Annotated in this window: 13 protein-coding genes; 3 read left to right on the top strand and 10 right to left on the bottom strand. The window is 44.7% G+C overall.

Features of this window, described 5'->3' with window-relative positions; translation table 11 throughout:
• Positions 1-86 precede the first annotated feature (86 nt).
• From MUB50_RS09910 to MUB50_RS09920, 3 genes are read left to right on the top strand one after another with little or no spacing between them, the layout of a single operon-like run.
• On the top strand, positions 87-1652 hold the full coding sequence (locus tag MUB50_RS09910; RefSeq protein WP_118512847.1) for a response regulator transcription factor: 1566 nt from the start codon (positions 87-89) through the stop codon (positions 1650-1652).
• Positions 1649-3472 (top strand): sensor histidine kinase, encoded by a 1824-nt coding sequence (locus MUB50_RS09915; protein ID WP_118512848.1) that lies wholly within the window; start codon positions 1649-1651, stop codon positions 3470-3472. The genes MUB50_RS09910 and MUB50_RS09915 overlap by 4 nt, the downstream gene beginning before the upstream one ends.
• 47 nt (positions 3473-3519) lie before the next feature.
• Positions 3520-3903 (top strand): DUF3783 domain-containing protein, encoded by a 384-nt coding sequence (locus MUB50_RS09920; protein WP_118512849.1) that lies wholly within the window; start codon positions 3520-3522, stop codon positions 3901-3903.
• 146 nt (positions 3904-4049) lie between these two features.
• Here the strand turns inward: MUB50_RS09920 and MUB50_RS09925 are convergent, their stop codons facing one another.
• From MUB50_RS09925 to MUB50_RS09970, 10 genes are all read right to left on the bottom strand, one after another.
• The gene (locus MUB50_RS09925; protein WP_118512850.1) at positions 4050-5468 is read right to left on the bottom strand and encodes an arabinose isomerase; all 1419 of its coding nucleotides are present in this window, start codon (positions 5466-5468) and stop codon (positions 4050-4052) included.
• An 18-nt stretch (positions 5469-5486) separates the two neighbouring features.
• On the bottom strand, positions 5487-6890 hold the full coding sequence (gene rhaB / locus MUB50_RS09930) for a rhamnulokinase (RefSeq protein ID WP_044961882.1): 1404 nt from the start codon (positions 6888-6890) through the stop codon (positions 5487-5489).
• A gap of 269 nt (positions 6891-7159) precedes the next feature.
• Entirely contained in the window at positions 7160-8329 is a 1170-nt protein-coding gene (locus MUB50_RS09935; protein ID WP_118625001.1) for a substrate-binding domain-containing protein, read from the bottom strand.
• Positions 8330-8478: 149 nt separating this feature from the next.
• Positions 8479-9456: an ABC transporter permease gene (locus MUB50_RS09940; protein ID WP_021977851.1), complete on the bottom strand. Its 978-nt coding sequence runs from the start codon at positions 9454-9456 to the stop codon at positions 8479-8481.
• Positions 9457-9467: 11 nt separating this feature from the next.
• The gene (locus tag MUB50_RS09945; RefSeq protein WP_118512852.1) at positions 9468-10979 is read right to left on the bottom strand and encodes a sugar ABC transporter ATP-binding protein; all 1512 of its coding nucleotides are present in this window, start codon (positions 10977-10979) and stop codon (positions 9468-9470) included.
• A gap of 21 nt (positions 10980-11000) precedes the next feature.
• Positions 11001-11975 (bottom strand): ABC transporter permease, encoded by a 975-nt coding sequence (locus MUB50_RS09950; protein WP_118625003.1) that lies wholly within the window; start codon positions 11973-11975, stop codon positions 11001-11003.
• Between the two features lie 157 nt (positions 11976-12132).
• Positions 12133-13140 (bottom strand): substrate-binding domain-containing protein, encoded by a 1008-nt coding sequence (locus tag MUB50_RS09955; RefSeq protein WP_118625005.1) that lies wholly within the window; start codon positions 13138-13140, stop codon positions 12133-12135.
• Positions 13137-14924, bottom strand: a complete 1788-nt coding sequence (locus tag MUB50_RS09960; RefSeq protein WP_110102886.1) for a cache domain-containing sensor histidine kinase — start codon at positions 14922-14924, stop codon at positions 13137-13139. Before MUB50_RS09960 ends, MUB50_RS09955 begins: the two co-directional genes overlap by 4 nt.
• On the bottom strand, positions 14921-16537 hold the full coding sequence (locus MUB50_RS09965) for a response regulator (protein WP_118625007.1): 1617 nt from the start codon (positions 16535-16537) through the stop codon (positions 14921-14923). Before MUB50_RS09965 ends, MUB50_RS09960 begins: the two co-directional genes overlap by 4 nt.
• A 291-nt stretch (positions 16538-16828) precedes the next feature.
• Positions 16829-17830 carry an aldo/keto reductase gene (locus MUB50_RS09970; RefSeq protein WP_118625009.1) on the bottom strand — a complete coding sequence of 334 codons (1002 nt, stop codon included), beginning with the start codon at positions 17828-17830 and terminating at the stop codon, positions 16829-16831.
• Position 17831: the final 1 nt, after the last annotated feature.

Raw genomic sequence — 17831 nt, forward strand, 5'->3', positions numbered from 1 at the left:
ACGTTACAGTTTTCTGGGAATATAAACAGAACTGTAAACGTCCGATTTACAAAGCTATGAAGCTATGCTCGATTGGAGAACTGTATATGAAATTACTGATCGTTGATGACGAAGAACTTACGCGTACCGGGCTGATCTCATCTATCGACTGGGATTCTCTGGGGATCACCGAGATCCTTCAGGCAGACGATGGTGTGAACGGACTGGAAATGGCCAAACTGTATAAACCGGAGATCATTCTCTGCGATGTACGGATGCCACGGATGACCGGCATTGCCATGCTGGAACGTCTGGAAAAATTCCTGCCGGACAGTATCCCTATCTTTATGAGCGGATATTCTGACAAAGAGTATCTGAAAGCTGCCATCAAACTAAAAGCCATCAATTACATCGAAAAGCCTCTGCATCCCGAGGAAGTACAGGCTGCAGTTCTGGAAGCGCAGACTCTTTACAAACAAAAGCTCCGCTCCCATCGTGGCGAAGCGATCCATTCCCAGGAAATCGCCACCCGGCTGGCACAACAGCTGACTCTTCCACCTTCCGATAACAACAAAATTGCAGATCTCTGTCTGGAGCTGGGACAGTCGGAACTTCTTGAGAACGGCATGAATTTTACCTCTGTGATCGTGAAGCTCAATGGATCTGTGGAGGCCTCCGGCATTTTCCTGGAAGATCTCCAGAACGACATTTCCCATTTTCTGGAGCATTACCATCTGAAATGTCTTTTTGCGGAAAAAAGGGTTCAGTATCTGGTTCACCACATATATGGAAGAAATGCACTTTCCCCGACTACCCTTTCCGCAGTGGGAAGCTATATTTCCAGGCAATATGACACCTGCGGAAAGCATCTGATCGCAGCCGGAAATACCGTAACGGATATTTTCAGGGTTTATCAGTCCTACGCTTCTGCCGTGATCCTTCTGCAGAACTGTTTTTTCTTTCCGGAAAAAACATTTCTGACGGAAAATGCCATCCGCCGGCTTTCCCCGAAGGGACCGGTTCCGGATTTCCTGCAGTCACCGGAAAATACTTTTTCCAAATATCTCCTGGCCGAAGAAGAAGAACACTGTTCTCAGTTTCTTGATGAGCTTTTCCGGTATTACAGCTGCAATCACACATTTATGCCCAACCAGATCCGTGATCTTTATTACCAGCTGTTTAATACACTTTCAGCTTCCCGTAAAAAAAATCAGCTTGAAACCGAACTTCATGAAAAGCAGGATCTGATCGTAGATACGTTAAACAACGCCTTCACCTACGAAGAGCTTCACAAAGCTCTGAAAGAAAAAACCGCCCAGTATTTTGAAGATGCGAAAAATTCCCAGCCGGAAAATTCCACGATCTTTATGATCAAGGATTATATCAGCCGGAACTATATGAACGATACACTTTCCGTAAAAGATATCAGCGGCCATGTATACCTTTCCGCATCTTATGTATGCACTTTTTTCAAAAGTGAGACCGGACAGACTCTCAATCAATATCTGACAGAATACCGAATGGAAAAGGCCAAGCAGCTGCTTTCCGATCCCAGATACAAGATTTCCGAGATTTCTTCCAAGGTAGGCTATACGGATGGCAATTACTTCGGAAAAAGCTTCAAAAAATACTCCGGCTTTTCCCCGTCTGAATACCGGGAGAAAATGTCATGAGGGCCCTCTGGCGCCGTTTCAAAAACGGCTACCTGAATTTAAACCTGCAGACAAAATTCACCATTGCACTGATCAGCATTGTGGTAGTTCCTGCATGTCTTATCGCCTTTCTTTTTTATGGGCGACTTTATAGCATGGTGGTTTCCAATACCATCCGGCAGGAACAGGATGCCTCCGCAAAAACTGCACCTCTGATCGAACGGACTATGGATACGATTCTCGCTACTACCCGTAATATTACAGGACAGAATTTTTTTCAGGAACTTTTTTATATGCCGGTCAGCGATTCAGCAGAACAGCTTGCAGCATCTAACCATGCCACTGATTTTAAAAATGCCGTTCAGCGTCTGACCACAGATTCCATTGTTACCGATGTACGGATCTATGTGGATTTTCCTGATGATCTGAAGGCACTGGATACTTATCCCAACACTGAGAATATCCTTGCTCCCTTAAGTCAGGCGAAAGGTACCTACTGGTACGGTATCTTTCAGGGAAACCGTAACACCCAGGAAATGTTCTGTCCTTCCTTCTATCTTGGTCCCAGGGAAAAAAAGAATTATGGTGATATGGCATATATTTGTCCTTTGAGCCTTTATTATCACTCCACTGCTTATAAGGCTTATCTGGCAGTGTATTATTCTGATGACAAGCTTACTTCCATTCTTTCCGACAATCTATCTCTGGAGGGAAGTGTTTCATATATTGTAAACGAACGTGATGCCATTGTTGCTACCTCAGATCCGTCATTATCCGGAATCTACCAACTGGATTACGACACCATCAAGGCTTCCTTTATGTCTTCCAACAACTTCATTGAACGGAACATTCTGGACACAAAGGTTTATGCCGGTTTTTACAGCATTTCCAATACAGACTGGTTTATGGTGACGGTCCTGCCTTCCCCGCCGCTGATACATGAGAGCAACCGGCTGATGATCCAGATCGTACTGATCTATGCAGTTTTTCTGGTTCTGGCACTTATTTTTGCCAATGTACTGGCTCATTCCATTACCGGAAGACTTTCTTCTGTGATCCGGCAGATGCAGACCGTCCGCCACGGCCCGCCTACTCCTATGGAAAGTCCACAGGCACATGATGAGATTGGTAATCTTATCGATACCTACAACTATATGACTCGAAAAATGGAAGAACTGATGGAGAAGCAGGCTAAGGCTGCCGAAGATCTCCGGATCGCAGAATTCAATTCCCTCCAGGCACAGATCAATCCACATTTTCTTTATAACACCATGGATATGATCAACTGGATGGCACTGCAGGGACAGACCGATGAGATCAGTCACGCAGTACAAAGCCTTTCCCGTTTTTATAAGCTGACCCTGAGCCGCAAAAAGGGAATCTCTACCATTGCAAGGGAGCTGGAGCATGTAACCATCTACGTGCAACTCCAGAATATGCGCTACCATGACAGCATTGAGCTGATCACGGATATCCCGGATGAGCTTTCAGAATACCAGATCCCGAAACTGACTCTTCAGCCTGTTGTGGAAAATTCCATTCTCCACGGGATCCTGGAAAAAGAATCAAAATCCGGAACTATTGTTATTACCGGATGGATGGAAAATGAGGATGTTGTTCTTCTGATTTCTGATGACGGTGTTGGGATTTCGCCGGAAATCCTGTCAACTATCCTTTCCGGAAAGGGAAAAAGCCAGTCCGGAGGCACAAATATCGCAGTTTATAATACCCACCGGAGACTCCAAATTCTCTATGGAAATGATTACGGACTTACTTATTCCAGCAATCCTGGAGAGGGTACGGAGGTTGAAATCCGGTTCCCTGCACATCGTGAAAAGTAACTTACGTTCCACAAAAATCTTTACACAGAAAAGAGGTATAACACTATATGAATACACAGCCAGCTGCACTTTTATATAATTTTAATGATCCTGAACGTCTTCGCCAGATCCGCCGCTATCTGAACCGACAGAAGGTTAAGACACGGATCATCACAGCTCCCGAATTTCTTCATCCGCTTGGATATCTTTTTGAGATTCCGGGATTTCATCCCTCCTCCCAGTTTAATCTGGGAATCAATTTCAACGATGAAATGATCGTACTGAAGGATTTTTCCAGTGCACAGATGGATGGTTTTCTTGCTTTTTTCCGTGAAAACCAGCTCACGCCTGTTGCACTGAAGGCCATGCTCACACCGGTAACTCAGCACTGGTCTTCCGTCCAGCTGCACGATGAGCTTCTCAAAGAGCACTCATTTATGCATAAAAAATAAATAAAAATCCAAAGCTTTGATCTGCCGGATCTGCCAGCTGCATTTCCGGCAGATTTTTTTATCTTATTTTTCCCACTGAAAAAGGAGACCGCTCCGCGCAGTCTCCTTTTTTGAATATGTTTTAGGTTAAATATATAAGAAAGAATTTATCTTGTCACGATATCTACCGGTACGTTAAAGATTTTTGCGACCTTCAGGATCGTATCGATGTGTCTTCCTGTAGCAGCTGCCATATGATGTGTTGGGCCAGCCTCGCTCCAGCGGTTAACAAACTCTCTTGCTCCGCATGTGAAGCGTGTTCTCATGTTTGTATCACCAAAGGAAAGAATCGGTCCCTCCTCGTTTACGCCCTCAGCTACAACGAATTTAAAGTTTCCGTCTTTATCCTGGGTGATCGCAAGGTATGTCACCGGACCTGTGTACGGATAGAACTGTGTCAGATATCCGCCGCCTGTTTTGCCATGGAATACTTTTACGATCTTCATGGTTGGCTTCTTGTCAGAGATGTCCGCGTCACCGCTTCCGGAATGTCCGATAATACAGATATCATCGTTGAAGTCGATGGAGTACATCTCAGAAAGCTGACCTGTACCGGAAATTGTCTTTAAGATACTCATTGCCATGGCAACCTTCATGTCACCCTCTACTGCACATGCAGTACCCTGTTTGATCAGCATGGAGAATGCCGGGATCAGCATACTGTCAAGGACACCCGCTTTACCCTGTGCAAATCCGTCGTAATGGGAAGCGATCATTCCAAGATGCTCGTCTTTTACCCATTTCTCAAAAGCAACAACGTATTTAGCCATATCCCATACCTTCTCAATGGTGCCGCCGCCCTCAATATCGAATGTATCAAGGATATCCTGTGCCTTTGCACGGATTGCTTCCTCGTCTGTGATATCATCAGCGATCGCCCACATCTTCTCCCAGTCAAACTGTTTTGTGTAGAGGAACATTCTGTTATAGAGGTTTGTCTCATCAATATACAGATCCATCATACCCGGATATGGTCTTCCGATCTGTGCAATGTTAGTTTCACGAAATCTTCTTCTTACCTGAGCAGCCTTGCACCAGTCTTCGATCTCAGCCTGAACTGCAGGATCTCCGCCTTCTACAACGCCTGTGATAACCGCATGTCTCTTGCCTGCTCTCTCAAGGTCAGCAACTGCCTCGCCTACAGCACCGCATGCATAGCCTTCACCCAGCCAGGAGGCAATGTCAGTGTGCTCATAATCCAGCGCTTTCAATTTCTGAACGTTCACAAGAACGACCGGAACATCAAGATCACGGATTGCAGGAAGCATGTTGTAGGATGTTGCATAGGTCAGCATCTGAAGAAATACAAGATCAACATCTGCTGCACGGAATTTGTCCCCAGCTTCCATAGCCTGCTCTTTTGTGGTAACCATTCCACCGTCGATGATCTCTACTGTACCCGGAAGTGTTTTCTTGAACGCATCATACTGTGCTTCAAATTCCGGTACAAGAGACGGGAACTGCGGAAGGTATGCACCTAAAGCAATTGAAAATACACCAACTTTTGCCTTTGTGTTAACTAACATAATAAGACCTCCAATTATTTATGCTTTGTATACTTTGATACCGAAGGACTCATGGATGGTTGTACGAGCCTCCTCGATAGTTTTGAACTCCTCGGCCTTCAGCATCTGTGCTGTGATATTACCGATTGCAGTAGCCTCTCCAGGACCTGCATGGATTTCCTTCTTTGTAGCTTTTGCAGTCAGCTCATTTAAGTATCCTGCATTGGAACCACCGCCTACGATATGGATACGGCTGTAGGTTCTTCCTGTCATCTCCTCGATCTCCTTTGCGATCTTAGCGTAGCAATCTGCAAGACTTGTGTAGATAACTGTTGCGATCTCTCCAAGAGTTTCCGGAACCTGCTGTCCTGTTCTGCGGCAATAATCCTGAACCTCTTTTGTCATGTTCTCAGGAGAAAGGAAGCACTCGTCGTTTGCGTTTACTCTTGATGGGAAATCCTTAGCCTCCTCAGCCATCTCACAGATCTGTGCGAAGCTGTATGCGTCATCAAACTCGTGACGTACAGACTGGATCATCCAAAGACCCATGATGTTCTTCAGATAACGGAAACGTCCCGCATATCCACCCTCATTTGTGAAGTTCATCTCACAACTCTTCTCAGAGCAGTCTGCTTCTTTTCTCTCAATTCCCATCAGAGACCATGTGCCGGAGCTGATATAAATGAAATCGTCATCATTTGCAGGCACAGCCAGAACTGCAGACCCTGTATCATGTGTGGCCGGTGCTACAACCTCAAGATCAAAGCCAACTGCTTCCTTCACTGCGTCTGTTAAATGTCCGATGCTTGTGCTAGGCATGATCAGCTTCTGGAATATCTTTCTTGGATATCCCAGCATATCGATCAGCTCATAATCCCAGTCCTTGGTTGTCGGGCATACAAGCTGTCCTGTGGTTGCCTCTGTGTACTCACAAGTTTTTTCGCCTGTAAGAAGAAAATGGAAGTAGTCCGGTACATGAAGAAGTGTCTCAGCCTGCTCCAGATACTCAGGATGTTTCTTCTTCACTGCCATCAGCTGATATACTGTATTGTAGATCGCTTTCTGGATACCGGTTCTTGCATACAGATCCTTCAGGGAAATTGTCTTATAAACTTCCTCGTCCATTCCCTCTGTACGATGATCACGGTAGCCTACCGTGTTGCCAAGAACCTTGTCATCCTTGTCAAGAAGTACGAAGTCAACACCCCAGGTATCAACACCCATGCTTACCGGGATCTTGCCGATCTCTTTACATTTCTTAAGACCATTTACGATCTCGGTGAAAAGGCGGTCAAACTCCCAGCAGAGCTCTCCATCCTTCTTAACCATGCCGTTCTCAAAACGATAGATTTCTTCCAGGATCATTTTTCCGTTTTCCATATGTCCCAGAATGTGACGTCCACTGGATGCTCCGATATCTACTGCTAAATAATATGTTGCCATTTTTAAATCCTCCTCAATATGTAAGCTTCTGATCACTTTCATATCTGATGTTGTATTTATCATACATCAGGATCCTTCCGGTGATAAGAACCTCTTTTGTCAAAAAAAGTGTCTTTATTTGCCAATAATACAGCGATTATTTATGAACTACTACATTATTTGTTTAAAAAATCCGCTGACTGAATCAGCCAGCGGATCTCTTATTTCATACGTCCGAACGCAATCCGCGTTCATTATAACTTCACGATCTTATCAATTATATGATTTGATTAGTCATAAAGGTTAGGAGCGATATCCTCGTCTTCCATATTTGTTGCATCATACCAGTAACCGTCTGTAGGAACATCCTGAAGCTCCTGGCCGTTTGCTGCTGCTGTCAGAGCGTAGATTGCATAGTATCCCATCATAAGAGGAGACTGTGTAACAGCACCGATGAATGTGCCATCTTTAACAGCTGCTTTGATGATAGAACCAGCATCGAAACCAACACCAACTACATCACCGTTTGCCGGGTCAGAACCAAGAACGTTAAGGTTAGCATTTGCTGCAAGAACACCCTCTGCGGAAACCTGGTTAGAACCGAATACTGCGATACAGTTCTCCTGGGAAAGGATTGCCTGTGCCTCTGTGGAGCAGAGCTCTACAGTTGTCTGTGCAGGTACAGCTACCTGGATAACAACGTCTGCGTCTTTAGCGTCTGCGTCAGCACCCTCTGCTGCGTTTACATAGAACTCGTTGCCGCTTACTGCTACAGTCTTGCCATCAGCCTGAAGAAGCTCGATCATCTTGTTGATGAATCCTGTACCACGCTGCTGGATGTTCTGAGCTGTTGCATCCTGGTTAACCTCACCGATTACAACCTGTCCCTCAGCATCTTTAACAACGTCTTTAATGCTGTTGTACATATTCTCAGCTGCTACTGCACCAGCCTGTGCGTTGTCTGTACAAACCTCGCATACTACAGATCCTTCCGGAGCATCAGCGATACCTGTATCGAATGTTACAACCGGGATTCCTTTTTCTGCACATGTCTTAAGTGCATCTGTAACAGAAGATGTATCACAAGCTGCAAGTCCTAATCCAACAGGATTGGAAGCGATAGCTGTGTTGATCATGTTAACCTGGTCAGCGATATCGGACTCACTGTTCGGTCCCTGTGGTTTATAATCAACGCCCAGCTCCTTAGATGCTTTTTTCATACCTTCCTGAGCTGCATCCCAGTATGTGGACTGGAAAGATTTAACCATCATCGGGAACACATAAGCTTCGTTTGCTTTCAGTCCGTCAAACTGTGCGGTAGGATCCTCAGATGCTGTGGAATCTGCGGACTCCTCTGTTGCTGCATCTTCTTTCTCCTCAGCTGCAAAAGCTGCTGTTGCACTCATGCTTGTTACCATTGCTGCACAGAGCATTAATGCCATAACCTTTTTTGCTTTCATATAATATTTCCTCCTTAAAATATATTATATAGTTTTTTTATGTTCATACGCCATTGCTACCCCTTGGCGTTTCACATCTTTGATTATCGGATACTGTTCACATTTCTCTGTGAACAGCACCCTTACTTATTATACCACACTTCTTAATATCAGTGTGCTGCTTTTTTCTCTTTCAGGATATCGATCAGAACGGCTACGATCAGAACGATACCGGTGATGATCTGCTGCCAGTTTGCCTGCAGGCCGATATATGGAAGACCTGTTTTCAGAAGCATGATGACGAAGATACCAACGAATGTACCGATCACGGAACCATATCCACCGGTAGCTGCTACACCACCAACGAATACACCACCGATAGCATCCATCTCAAGTCCGGCACCAGTACCAGGCTGTACAGTAGGTGTTACTGCTGCGTATGCGATTGCTGCAAGACCTGTAAACAGACCGCAGACAACGTATACCATTACGTGATAGAACTTTGTATTGATTCCGGAAAGGGCTGCTGCCTCTTTGTTGGAACCGATTGCAATTGTGTAACGACCAAATTTGGTGTGGTTCAGGATGTACTCCATAAGAAGAACCAGAATGATCATCCACAAAAATCCAAGCGGATAACGGGAAGCACTTCTTCCTGTACCAACAGTTACTTTAAAGATTGTGTGGAACCATCCACCATCCTGTGTAAGTCCCGGCCAAGGTGTCGCACTGCAGAGAGATCCGGCACCACGGGTGATCATACAGGTACAAAGTGTTGCCAGGAACGGCGGCAGGTTCATAACACCGATCAGTACACCGTTCAGTGCACCGACTGCGATACCAAGAACAATACAGATCAGCATTGCCAGAGCTACCGGGCAATTATTGTTTCTGATCAGTGTTCCGGCGATCAGTGCGTATGCTACCATACCAGTTCCGATTGACAGGTCAACACCACCAGTGATAAGCGGGAATGTAACTCCGATCGCCATAAGAAGATCGTAATATGAGAAATCCAGCATACTCAGGATCGTGGTGTACTGTCTGAATTCTTTACTCAAGCCTGAGAATATTGCACACAGGACAATGATAACGAGCAAAACAATAAATCTCTGATCACTTAAAATACTTTTTTTCTTCTTAGTCATGACTTTCCTCCTTAATCGATATTCCGTGTGGCCTTGTCCATGATGTTTTCCTGGGTTGCCTCGGAGATATCAATACATCCGGTAACTTTACCCTCACACATGATGATGATACGGTCACTCATTCGGAGAACTTCCGTCATCTCAGAAGAAATCATGATAATGGATTTGCCTTCTGCTGCCAGTCTGTTCATTAATTTGTAGATTTCGTTCTTGGCACCAACATCGATACCTCTTGTCGGCTCATCGAAAATAAGGATATCGCTGTCTCGTGTCAGCCATTTAGCAATAACAACCTTCTGCTGGTTACCACCGGAAAGGTTTACTACCAGCTGGTCGGTGGTCGGTGTCTTTGTTGCAAGCTCATTTACATATTTCTCTGCAACCTGTTTCTCTTTTGCCTTGTTGATAAAAATACCATTGGTAAACTCTTCCATGGTTGCCAGTGTAGTATTTTCTGTTACAGATTTCTGTACAACACAGCCATATCTTCTTCTGTCCTCTGACAGATAACCGATACCGTATTTAACAGCATCCTGCGGGCTGTTGATGGTTACCTCGTGAAGCTGTCCGTCTTTACCCATAACAGAGATCTTACCACTCTGTTTCGGGTCTGCTCCGAACAGTGCTCTGGCTGTCTCAGTACGTCCGGCGCCCATCAGTCCTGAGAAACCAAGGATTTCACCTTTTCTCAGCTCAAAGCTTACATCCTGAACCATCTTGCCTGCATTCAGGTGCTCAACCTTAAGAACTACCGGTGCATCTGCCGGAACTGCACTCTCCTGCTTCGGATCCTCATAAATAACACGACCAACCATCATGTTGATGATATCTTCTTTTGTGCTGTCTTTTGTGATGAGGGTTCCTACATAACCACCATCTCGCATGACTGTTACACGGTCTGTGATCGTTTTGATCTCATCCATACGATGTGAGATATACACGATACCGAGATTTTTCTTACGAAGGTCACGGATGATCTCAAACAGATCTGCGATTTCCTTCTCGGTAAGCGCTGCGGAAGGCTCATCGAAGATGATAACCTCAGCTTTATGAGAGATAGCTTTTGCGATCTCACACATCTGCTGTTTTCCGACTGTCAGGTTTTTCATCTTTTCCTTCGGATTGATCTCAATGTTCAGATCCTGGAAAAGCTTTTTGGAATCCTCGATCATTTTCTTATCATCGATGGTAAAACCTTTTTTCGGCTCACGTCCGATGAAGATGTTCTGAGCAACGGTAAGATCACCTACCATGTTCAGCTCCTGATGTACGATTACAACGCCGGCATCCTGTGCCTCACGTGTATTGTGGAATTCTGTTTCCTGTCCTTTGTAAACAATGGAACCTGAATCCTTCTGATAAATACCGGTAAGAACCTTCATCAGTGTTGATTTACCGGCACCATTTTCTCCCATAAGTGCATGTACTTCGCCGCGTTTTACTTCGAAATTAACGTGATCCAGAGCATGAACTCCAGGAAAGGACTTATCAATGTCCTTCATAGTTAAAATAACTTCACCCATTGTCGCATCCTCCCTCTAAGATCAGTTCTTTCTGCGTCTTGCAGAAACGTCGATATAAACTGCAACGATAACGATGATACCTGTGATGATCATCTGCTGTCCTTTACCAAGGCCAAATGCCATAATGCCCTGCTGAAGAAGAGAGATGATAAATACGCCGATTACAGTACCGCCGATGGAAGCAAGTCCACCAACCATGGATGTACCACCCATAACGCAGCCTGCAATAGCCTCATTGTTGTACTGATCGCCATAACCTGGCTGAACAGTTGTGTATGTAGCTACAAAGAAGAGTGCTGCAATACCTACCAGGAATCCGCAGATCATATAAGCAAGCATTTCCCATTTTTTTGTGTTGACACCGGAAAGACGGACAGCCTCTTTGTTAGATCCAAGGCAGAGGATGTAACGTCCTGGTTTTGTGTTGTAAAGAACGATACCGCAGATAACTGCCATTCCCAGGAAAATAACAATTCCTACAGGGAAGCCGTTTGCGGAAACGATATTACGGAACCAGCCGTTTGCCTCACTGGCTGCCGGCCAGCTTACGGACTGTGTTTTTGTGAATACCGAAGCAATACCTTTTGCAATATTCATGGATGCCATGGAAATAATGAATGGCGGTACTGACATGTAAGAAACCATCCAGCCATTGAAAATACCAAAGCAGAGACCGATCAGAATGCAAAGGATCATGGCAACTGCACATGGAACCTTGTAGGATGTCATGCAGTAACCGGATACCAGTGCACAGCAGAACATTACAGGTCCGATGGAGAAATCAATTCCTCCTGTAGCGATTACGAATGTAACGCCAAGTGACAAAAAGCCCAGGAAGTACACATAGTTCAAAGTAGACTTGATACTGTCAACAGCCGGAAACTTGTTTCCAAGAACTACTTTAAAAACCAGGAACATAAGAATCAGAACACAGACAAGAAGTATTCTGTTCAATCCGAGCTTCTTAACGATTGGATTTTGTTTTAACTTTTCCAATTTTTACCCTCCTCACGTTTTGCACGTATCTTGTGTTTTCTTGGTTATTATCATACCGTCAAAAATCAATAATTGTAATAGAATATCTTTCAAAAAAAGGTTAAATATTTACTGTACTGTAAATATTTAACCCTTTTCTTTGTGCATTTATGACTATTTACGGTGTAAGATTACCATATGTTTTTAACGTATTAAACGGGAAAAGCAGTTTTTCGATCTCACTGGTATACATATTGTCAGGAGTTACCAGCTGGCACCCGGAATTAATATTCTTTTTATAGTTTTCTCCACGCAGCATCTTAACTGTTTCCCGAACACCCACATACCCCATTTTAAATGCCTTCTGTACAACGATTCCCTGGAAGATTCCGTGTTCCATCAGCTGAACGGCCTCCTGTGAGCTGTCTACTCCCACCACCCTGATCCGGTTCTCTGCTTTTGCTGCCTTTACTGCTCTTGCAGCACCTACAGAGGAATATTCATTCATCCCCGCGATCATCTTGAGATCCGGATATTTTTTCATCAGCTCTTTTGTAAGCTCATAGGACTTGTCATACTGAGAATCACAGTATACCACATCCACGATATTATCCTTCAGACTGCCAAGTCCTGTCCGGAAACCTTTTTCTCTTTCAACTGCCGTAGATACACCCTTTACATGTGAAACGATCGCGATCTGATCATCCGCTCCCACAAGATCCTTCGCAAACCTGCCAAGGATCTGCCCTGCTTCCAGATTATCGGTCGCAACGGTAAGATCCTGGACCGCTTCCTGTGTATAGGAATCAATAAATGCAATATGTATTCCCTGTTCCTTTGCCTTCTTCAAAAGCTGGTCAGATTCAGTGAAGCTGGACGGCGAGATCAGGATCGCATCCGGTTTTTCTTCTATTGCCCTTTCGATCAGCTTGTTCTGACCATCCACATCATTTTCTTCCTCAGGTGCCCATACGCGGATATCTGCATTATATTCCTTTGCAGCCATCTCCGCCCCCTGGATCAGTGATGTCCAGAAATCGTTGGTACCGTCCACAACCTTCGGAATATAGATCAGCGATAGTTTTCTCTCTTCTTCTACCTGTTTATAATAGAATATTCCGGCTACAAGCCCCGCCACAAGGCAGATGACCACTCCAAAAGTCAGGAGTTTTCTATGTTTTTTCATATTGATTCCTCCTGTATTCCCGGAATGGTGATCGTGGCAGTGGTTCCGACACCTTTTTCACTTTCATAGGTGATCCCGTAATTTTCTCCATAATAAAGCTTCAGACGTTTCTGTACATTGTAAACACCCACACCATTGGAATGATAATTCACCTTATGTTTATCATAAATATGTGACAATGTTTCCTCATCCATACCTACACCGTTGTCGATCACCTGAAGAACTGCATTTCCATCCTTCATAAAGCCTTTTACCTGCAAAAGTCCCTTACTCTCTTTATATTTCAGTCCATGATAGATGGCATTTTCAATGATCGGCTGGAGAACCAGCTTGATCAGAGGGATATTTAGTATAGAAGGTTCTACATCGATCTCGAATTCCAACTTGTCCTTGTAACGCATCTTCTGGATCGTAAGATAACCCTTGGCATACTCCACTTCCCTTGCGAGAGGAACCACTTCATCTTCATTACTGATGCTCTGACGAAGAAGACGTGCCAGGGATGCTGTCATCAGAACAACCTCTTCGTACTTTCTGCCCTCTGCCATCCAGATGATCGAATCCAGGGTATTGTAGAGAAAATGAGGATTGATCTGGGACTGAAGGGCCTTAAGCTCACTTTTTCTCTTTGCTTCCTGTTCCTTCACGTTCTGCTCCATAAGATCCTGTATCCTATGTGTCATCACATTGAAAGATTTCGTCAGGCTTCCGATCTCATTCTCTGAATCGATTTCCACATCTGCTCCGTCAAAATGCCCTTCCTGTACTCTGGACATGGAATCTCTGAGACGCTGAAGAGGATATGTAAGACTCTTTGCAAGAAATCTGGAAAAAAGCAGTGCCACGATCATCAGAAGTGCGGAAATAAGCACATAAATACTCTGTGCCTGATTGCTTTTGCGCAGAAGTTCGCTGACGCTCATACAGCCCACAACGGTCCATCCGGTTTTATTTGATCTGGAAATAGAATACAGCTTTCCTCTGTTTCCCCTTTCGGTACGCACCGTATCTTCTTTTGATTTCACGATCAGGTCGATATTCTCAGTCTGCAATTCATTGTAAAGCTGCTGCTGTTGGGGATGGTATACTATATTTCCGCTTTCATCCAGAATGAATGCGTATCCCTTTTTCCCGATCGTATTCTGATCACAAAGTTCACTGATGGCACTATAATTCAGATCAATAAAAAAGACTCCCTCTTTCTCACCACTGTTGGAAAAATTACGGATTCCCCTGCTTAAAGTGATCACCCACGGACGCTCTCCGCTGATGATGTGCTGTACATGAGAAGATGTAAGAAGCGGGCCTTCCGGCTTCTGTAAAGCTTCCAGATACCACTCCTGGGTGGAAAGCTTCAGATCCGGATTCACAGATTGCTTGCCGTCGTTGATCAGCTTCCGTCCATTACTTCCAATGATCCCAAGATTTCGGATATCACTTCGTCCGTCCAGAATAGTCTTGAACTGATTGAGCAGGCGCTCTCTTGTTCCATCGTCCACATTGTCGCCAAAAAGATATTGCTGTACATCCTCGTTACTGGAGATCATATAAGCTATATTTTCCATGTAATCAATATAGGAATCAATATTCTGATTCATCTGCTGCACGATATTCTGGGTGTAGACAGCAGAATTTTCAAAAATAGAATTGCGGGTATATCTCATGGAAACACCTGTTATGACCAGCACCGCGCTTAAAAGCAGCACCGTCACCACCGCAAAGATCGCACTCTGGATACTCTTAAATTTTCCTATGATCTTTGCCGCAAACCGGATATCTCTCATTTACGTTTCTCCCTTGCATATTCTGTCGGTGTGCAGCCTGTCATTTTTTTGAAGGAGATCCCAAAATAATGAGGATCTGCAAATCCGACTTTCTCGGCAATTTCATAATTCTTCATAGTTGTATTCTCCAGAAGTTCCTTCGCCTTCTCCATGCGGGTACGGATCAGAACCTCTGTAAAAGTCTCTCCCGTAAGCTCCTTAAAGATCGTACTGAAATAGCTTGTGCTGATATTCAGATAAGAACAGATACTGTTCAGGCTTAAATCCGGATCCATATAATTCTTCTGGATATAATCCAGGGCAAGTCTAGCCTGACGCTGTCCGCTGGAGCTGTTTGCATCGGAAAGTGTCTGGAAAATTTCTCCGATATGATTCCTGACCAGTTCAACAGCACTGTCAAAAGAATTCTGCTCCGTAACCTGCTGCAGAAGTGCTTCTCTTTTGGAAAAAAGCCTGTTGTCCGGAACCATATCCTCACAGGTCTCATCTGCTGCACGGATGATCTGCTGAAGATACACGCAGGCACGACTCTTATCCACACGCGCTTCCTTGATCTCAGAAGAGATCTGTTCCAGAATATGCTCTGCGTTTTCCTTTTTACCCGCTTTCAGAGCAGCTACCAGCTTCTCTACATAATCTTTAATGGAAAGATTTTTTTCCGCCGGCTGTTCTTCCATATCAATGAGAAGGCTTCCGCCAAGAAGATAACGATATTCAATAGCTTTCTCAGCAAGTTCATGGGATACACGAAGCTCCTGCTGAGTTCTGGCCCAGCTTCCCACACCGATAGAAATATCCAGCGACATCAGTTCCTTCAGCTTATCCTGAATCGTCCTGCAGATCTCCATGATCTTCTGTTCAAACTCTCTGGTACGGTTTCCCATGAAAAGAGCACCAACCTTGTTGTCTCCGTCCTGATATGCCACTCCTGCTTTTTCCTTGCTGATGATCTCATCACTGATATTAAAAAGAACAAAAGACATCAGTGCACTCTCCTGGCGTTTCTCTGCAGTAAGCTGACTACCGTCCGAATACAGATCCAGCTCAAAAACAGCCACACGATAGCAGGCTGCCTCAAGATCGATTCCCAGTGCTGCAAGCTCTTCCAGACTTTCCTGCCGTGTCTTGATATTATCCACAAAGCCCTGCAGCGCTCTGGAACGGATCACAATAGCGTTTTTCTGATAATTCTCGGAAGTCTGTGTCAGACGTTCCAGCTTCTCTTTTTCTTTTCTTTGCTGGTCCACCTTCTCTTTCATTTTTCCGATAACATTTCTGAGCTCCATGGCTGTCACCGGCTTCAGCATATATTCACTGACACCATACTGGATTGCCTTCTTGGCATACTCGAATTCTCCGAATCCGCTGAAGATTACGATCACGATGTCCGGATAATTATCATGGAGAAAACGGCTCAGTTCCATACCATCCATATATGGCATAAGGATATCTGTCAGCACGATATCCACCGGATGGTTCTGCACAAATTCCGCTGCTGCTTTCCCGTTATCACAGTCTCCTACCAGTTCACAGTCCATTGCTTTCCAGTCAATATTCTCCCGGATCGCATCTCGAACAAGTATCTCATCATCTACCAGTAAAATACGATACATAATTTCTGTTGTCCCCCTCTGATCAGTTTCTGTTATTTTTATTGCACATCCCCCTGACAGATTTCTTCTCCGGTCTCTGTCACTTTCATTGGTAAATATTACTGTTCTTTCTGTGAACAATAACTGTTAATTCTTTCTATATGGTAACATGTTTGGTTAAAATTTACAACGGAGTTTCTTAGTATAAATTATAGCAATCCTCTTAAATGCATTATTTTAGAGGATTGCTGTAGATACAAACAAATCCCGCGTCCGCCATATCGGACACGGGATTTTACTGCAGCACTTTTATTATTTTACGATAACGCCATCCTCATCCCAGAGGTCATGCCAGTCCTTGGCACCATGCCACAGAAATACCTGCCCTTTTACAAGACGGTTGCCTTTTTCCAGAGTTGCGATGGTTGCCATTTCCTCCTCTGTAAGTGGATCCTCTGTGACACATTTCAGGTTGCTTGCATAGTTGTGCACAGAGAACGGAATGGAGATTTCTCCTCTCTGATGTGCCCACTTCAGAGCGATCAGAGCCGGATGAACACCATGTGCCTTTGCGATTGCCTGCATCTCCGGAACCTCCAGATCCGCAACATCCTCCGGGCAGATATCTCTCTCCGGTCTGCGTGGAGAACCGATCGGCATATAGCCTACCGGCTGGATGTTATGCTCTACCAGATAATCATAAAGCTCCTGCTGCTGGAAGCATACATGAAGCTCAAGCTCACAGGTTGCAGGTTTGATCTTCATGAGCGGAAGAACTGCCTCAAGCTTCGGAATGGTCATATTGGAAATACCGATATAACGGATCTTTCCTTTTTCTACCAACGCCTCACACTGGCGGTATGTATCCATAAACTCCTCCACACTGAAGGGTTTGGAATCCGGATTTCTGGAATCCACATCACATCCCGGTGCATGATAGTTCGGGAATGGCCAGTGGATGAAATACATATCCACATAATCGCACTGAAGATCCTTAATGCTCTTATCACAGGCTTCCTCTACTCTTCTGTGCATGTCGTTCCATACCTTTGTCATGATAAATAGTTCTTTACGCTTTACAACACCTTCGTCAAAAGCGTCCTTAAATACCTGGCCGATCTCATGCTCGTTTCCGTAGCATGCGGCACAGTCAAACATACGGTAGCCACTGCGGATCGCGCCTGCAACAGCTGCAGATACATCCTCTGCGGATACACGGTCGGAACCGAAGGTTCCCATTCCGACACACGGAACCTGCTCGCCGGAAGGAAGTGTCACTTTCGGCACAATTGCCGGATTGATAACTTCTGCCATC

Source organism: Blautia sp. NSJ-140, assembly GCF_022868965.1.
Taxonomy (GTDB): Bacteria; Bacillota; Clostridia; order Lachnospirales; family Lachnospiraceae; genus Blautia_A.

Coding starts and splice junctions, on each gene's coding strand:
- MUB50_RS09910 (WP_118512847.1), top strand. CDS start 87: ATGAAATTACTGATCGTTGATGACGAAGAACTTACGCGTACCGGGCTG.
- MUB50_RS09915 (WP_118512848.1), top strand. CDS start 1,649: ATGAGGGCCCTCTGGCGCCGTTTCAAAAACGGCTACCTGAATTTAAAC.
- MUB50_RS09920 (WP_118512849.1), top strand. CDS start 3,520: ATGAATACACAGCCAGCTGCACTTTTATATAATTTTAATGATCCTGAA.
- MUB50_RS09925 (WP_118512850.1), bottom strand. CDS start 5,468: ATGTTAGTTAACACAAAGGCAAAAGTTGGTGTATTTTCAATTGCTTTA.
- rhaB (WP_044961882.1), bottom strand. CDS start 6,890: ATGGCAACATATTATTTAGCAGTAGATATCGGAGCATCCAGTGGACGT.
- MUB50_RS09935 (WP_118625001.1), bottom strand. CDS start 8,329: ATGAAAGCAAAAAAGGTTATGGCATTAATGCTCTGTGCAGCAATGGTA.
- MUB50_RS09940 (WP_021977851.1), bottom strand. CDS start 9,456: ATGACTAAGAAGAAAAAAAGTATTTTAAGTGATCAGAGATTTATTGTT.
- MUB50_RS09945 (WP_118512852.1), bottom strand. CDS start 10,979: ATGGGTGAAGTTATTTTAACTATGAAGGACATTGATAAGTCCTTTCCT.
- MUB50_RS09955 (WP_118625005.1), bottom strand. CDS start 13,140: ATGAAAAAACATAGAAAACTCCTGACTTTTGGAGTGGTCATCTGCCTT.
- MUB50_RS09960 (WP_110102886.1), bottom strand. CDS start 14,924: ATGAGAGATATCCGGTTTGCGGCAAAGATCATAGGAAAATTTAAGAGT.
- MUB50_RS09965 (WP_118625007.1), bottom strand. CDS start 16,537: ATGTATCGTATTTTACTGGTAGATGATGAGATACTTGTTCGAGATGCG.
- MUB50_RS09970 (WP_118625009.1), bottom strand. CDS start 17,830: ATGGCAGAAGTTATCAATCCGGCAATTGTGCCGAAAGTGACACTTCCT.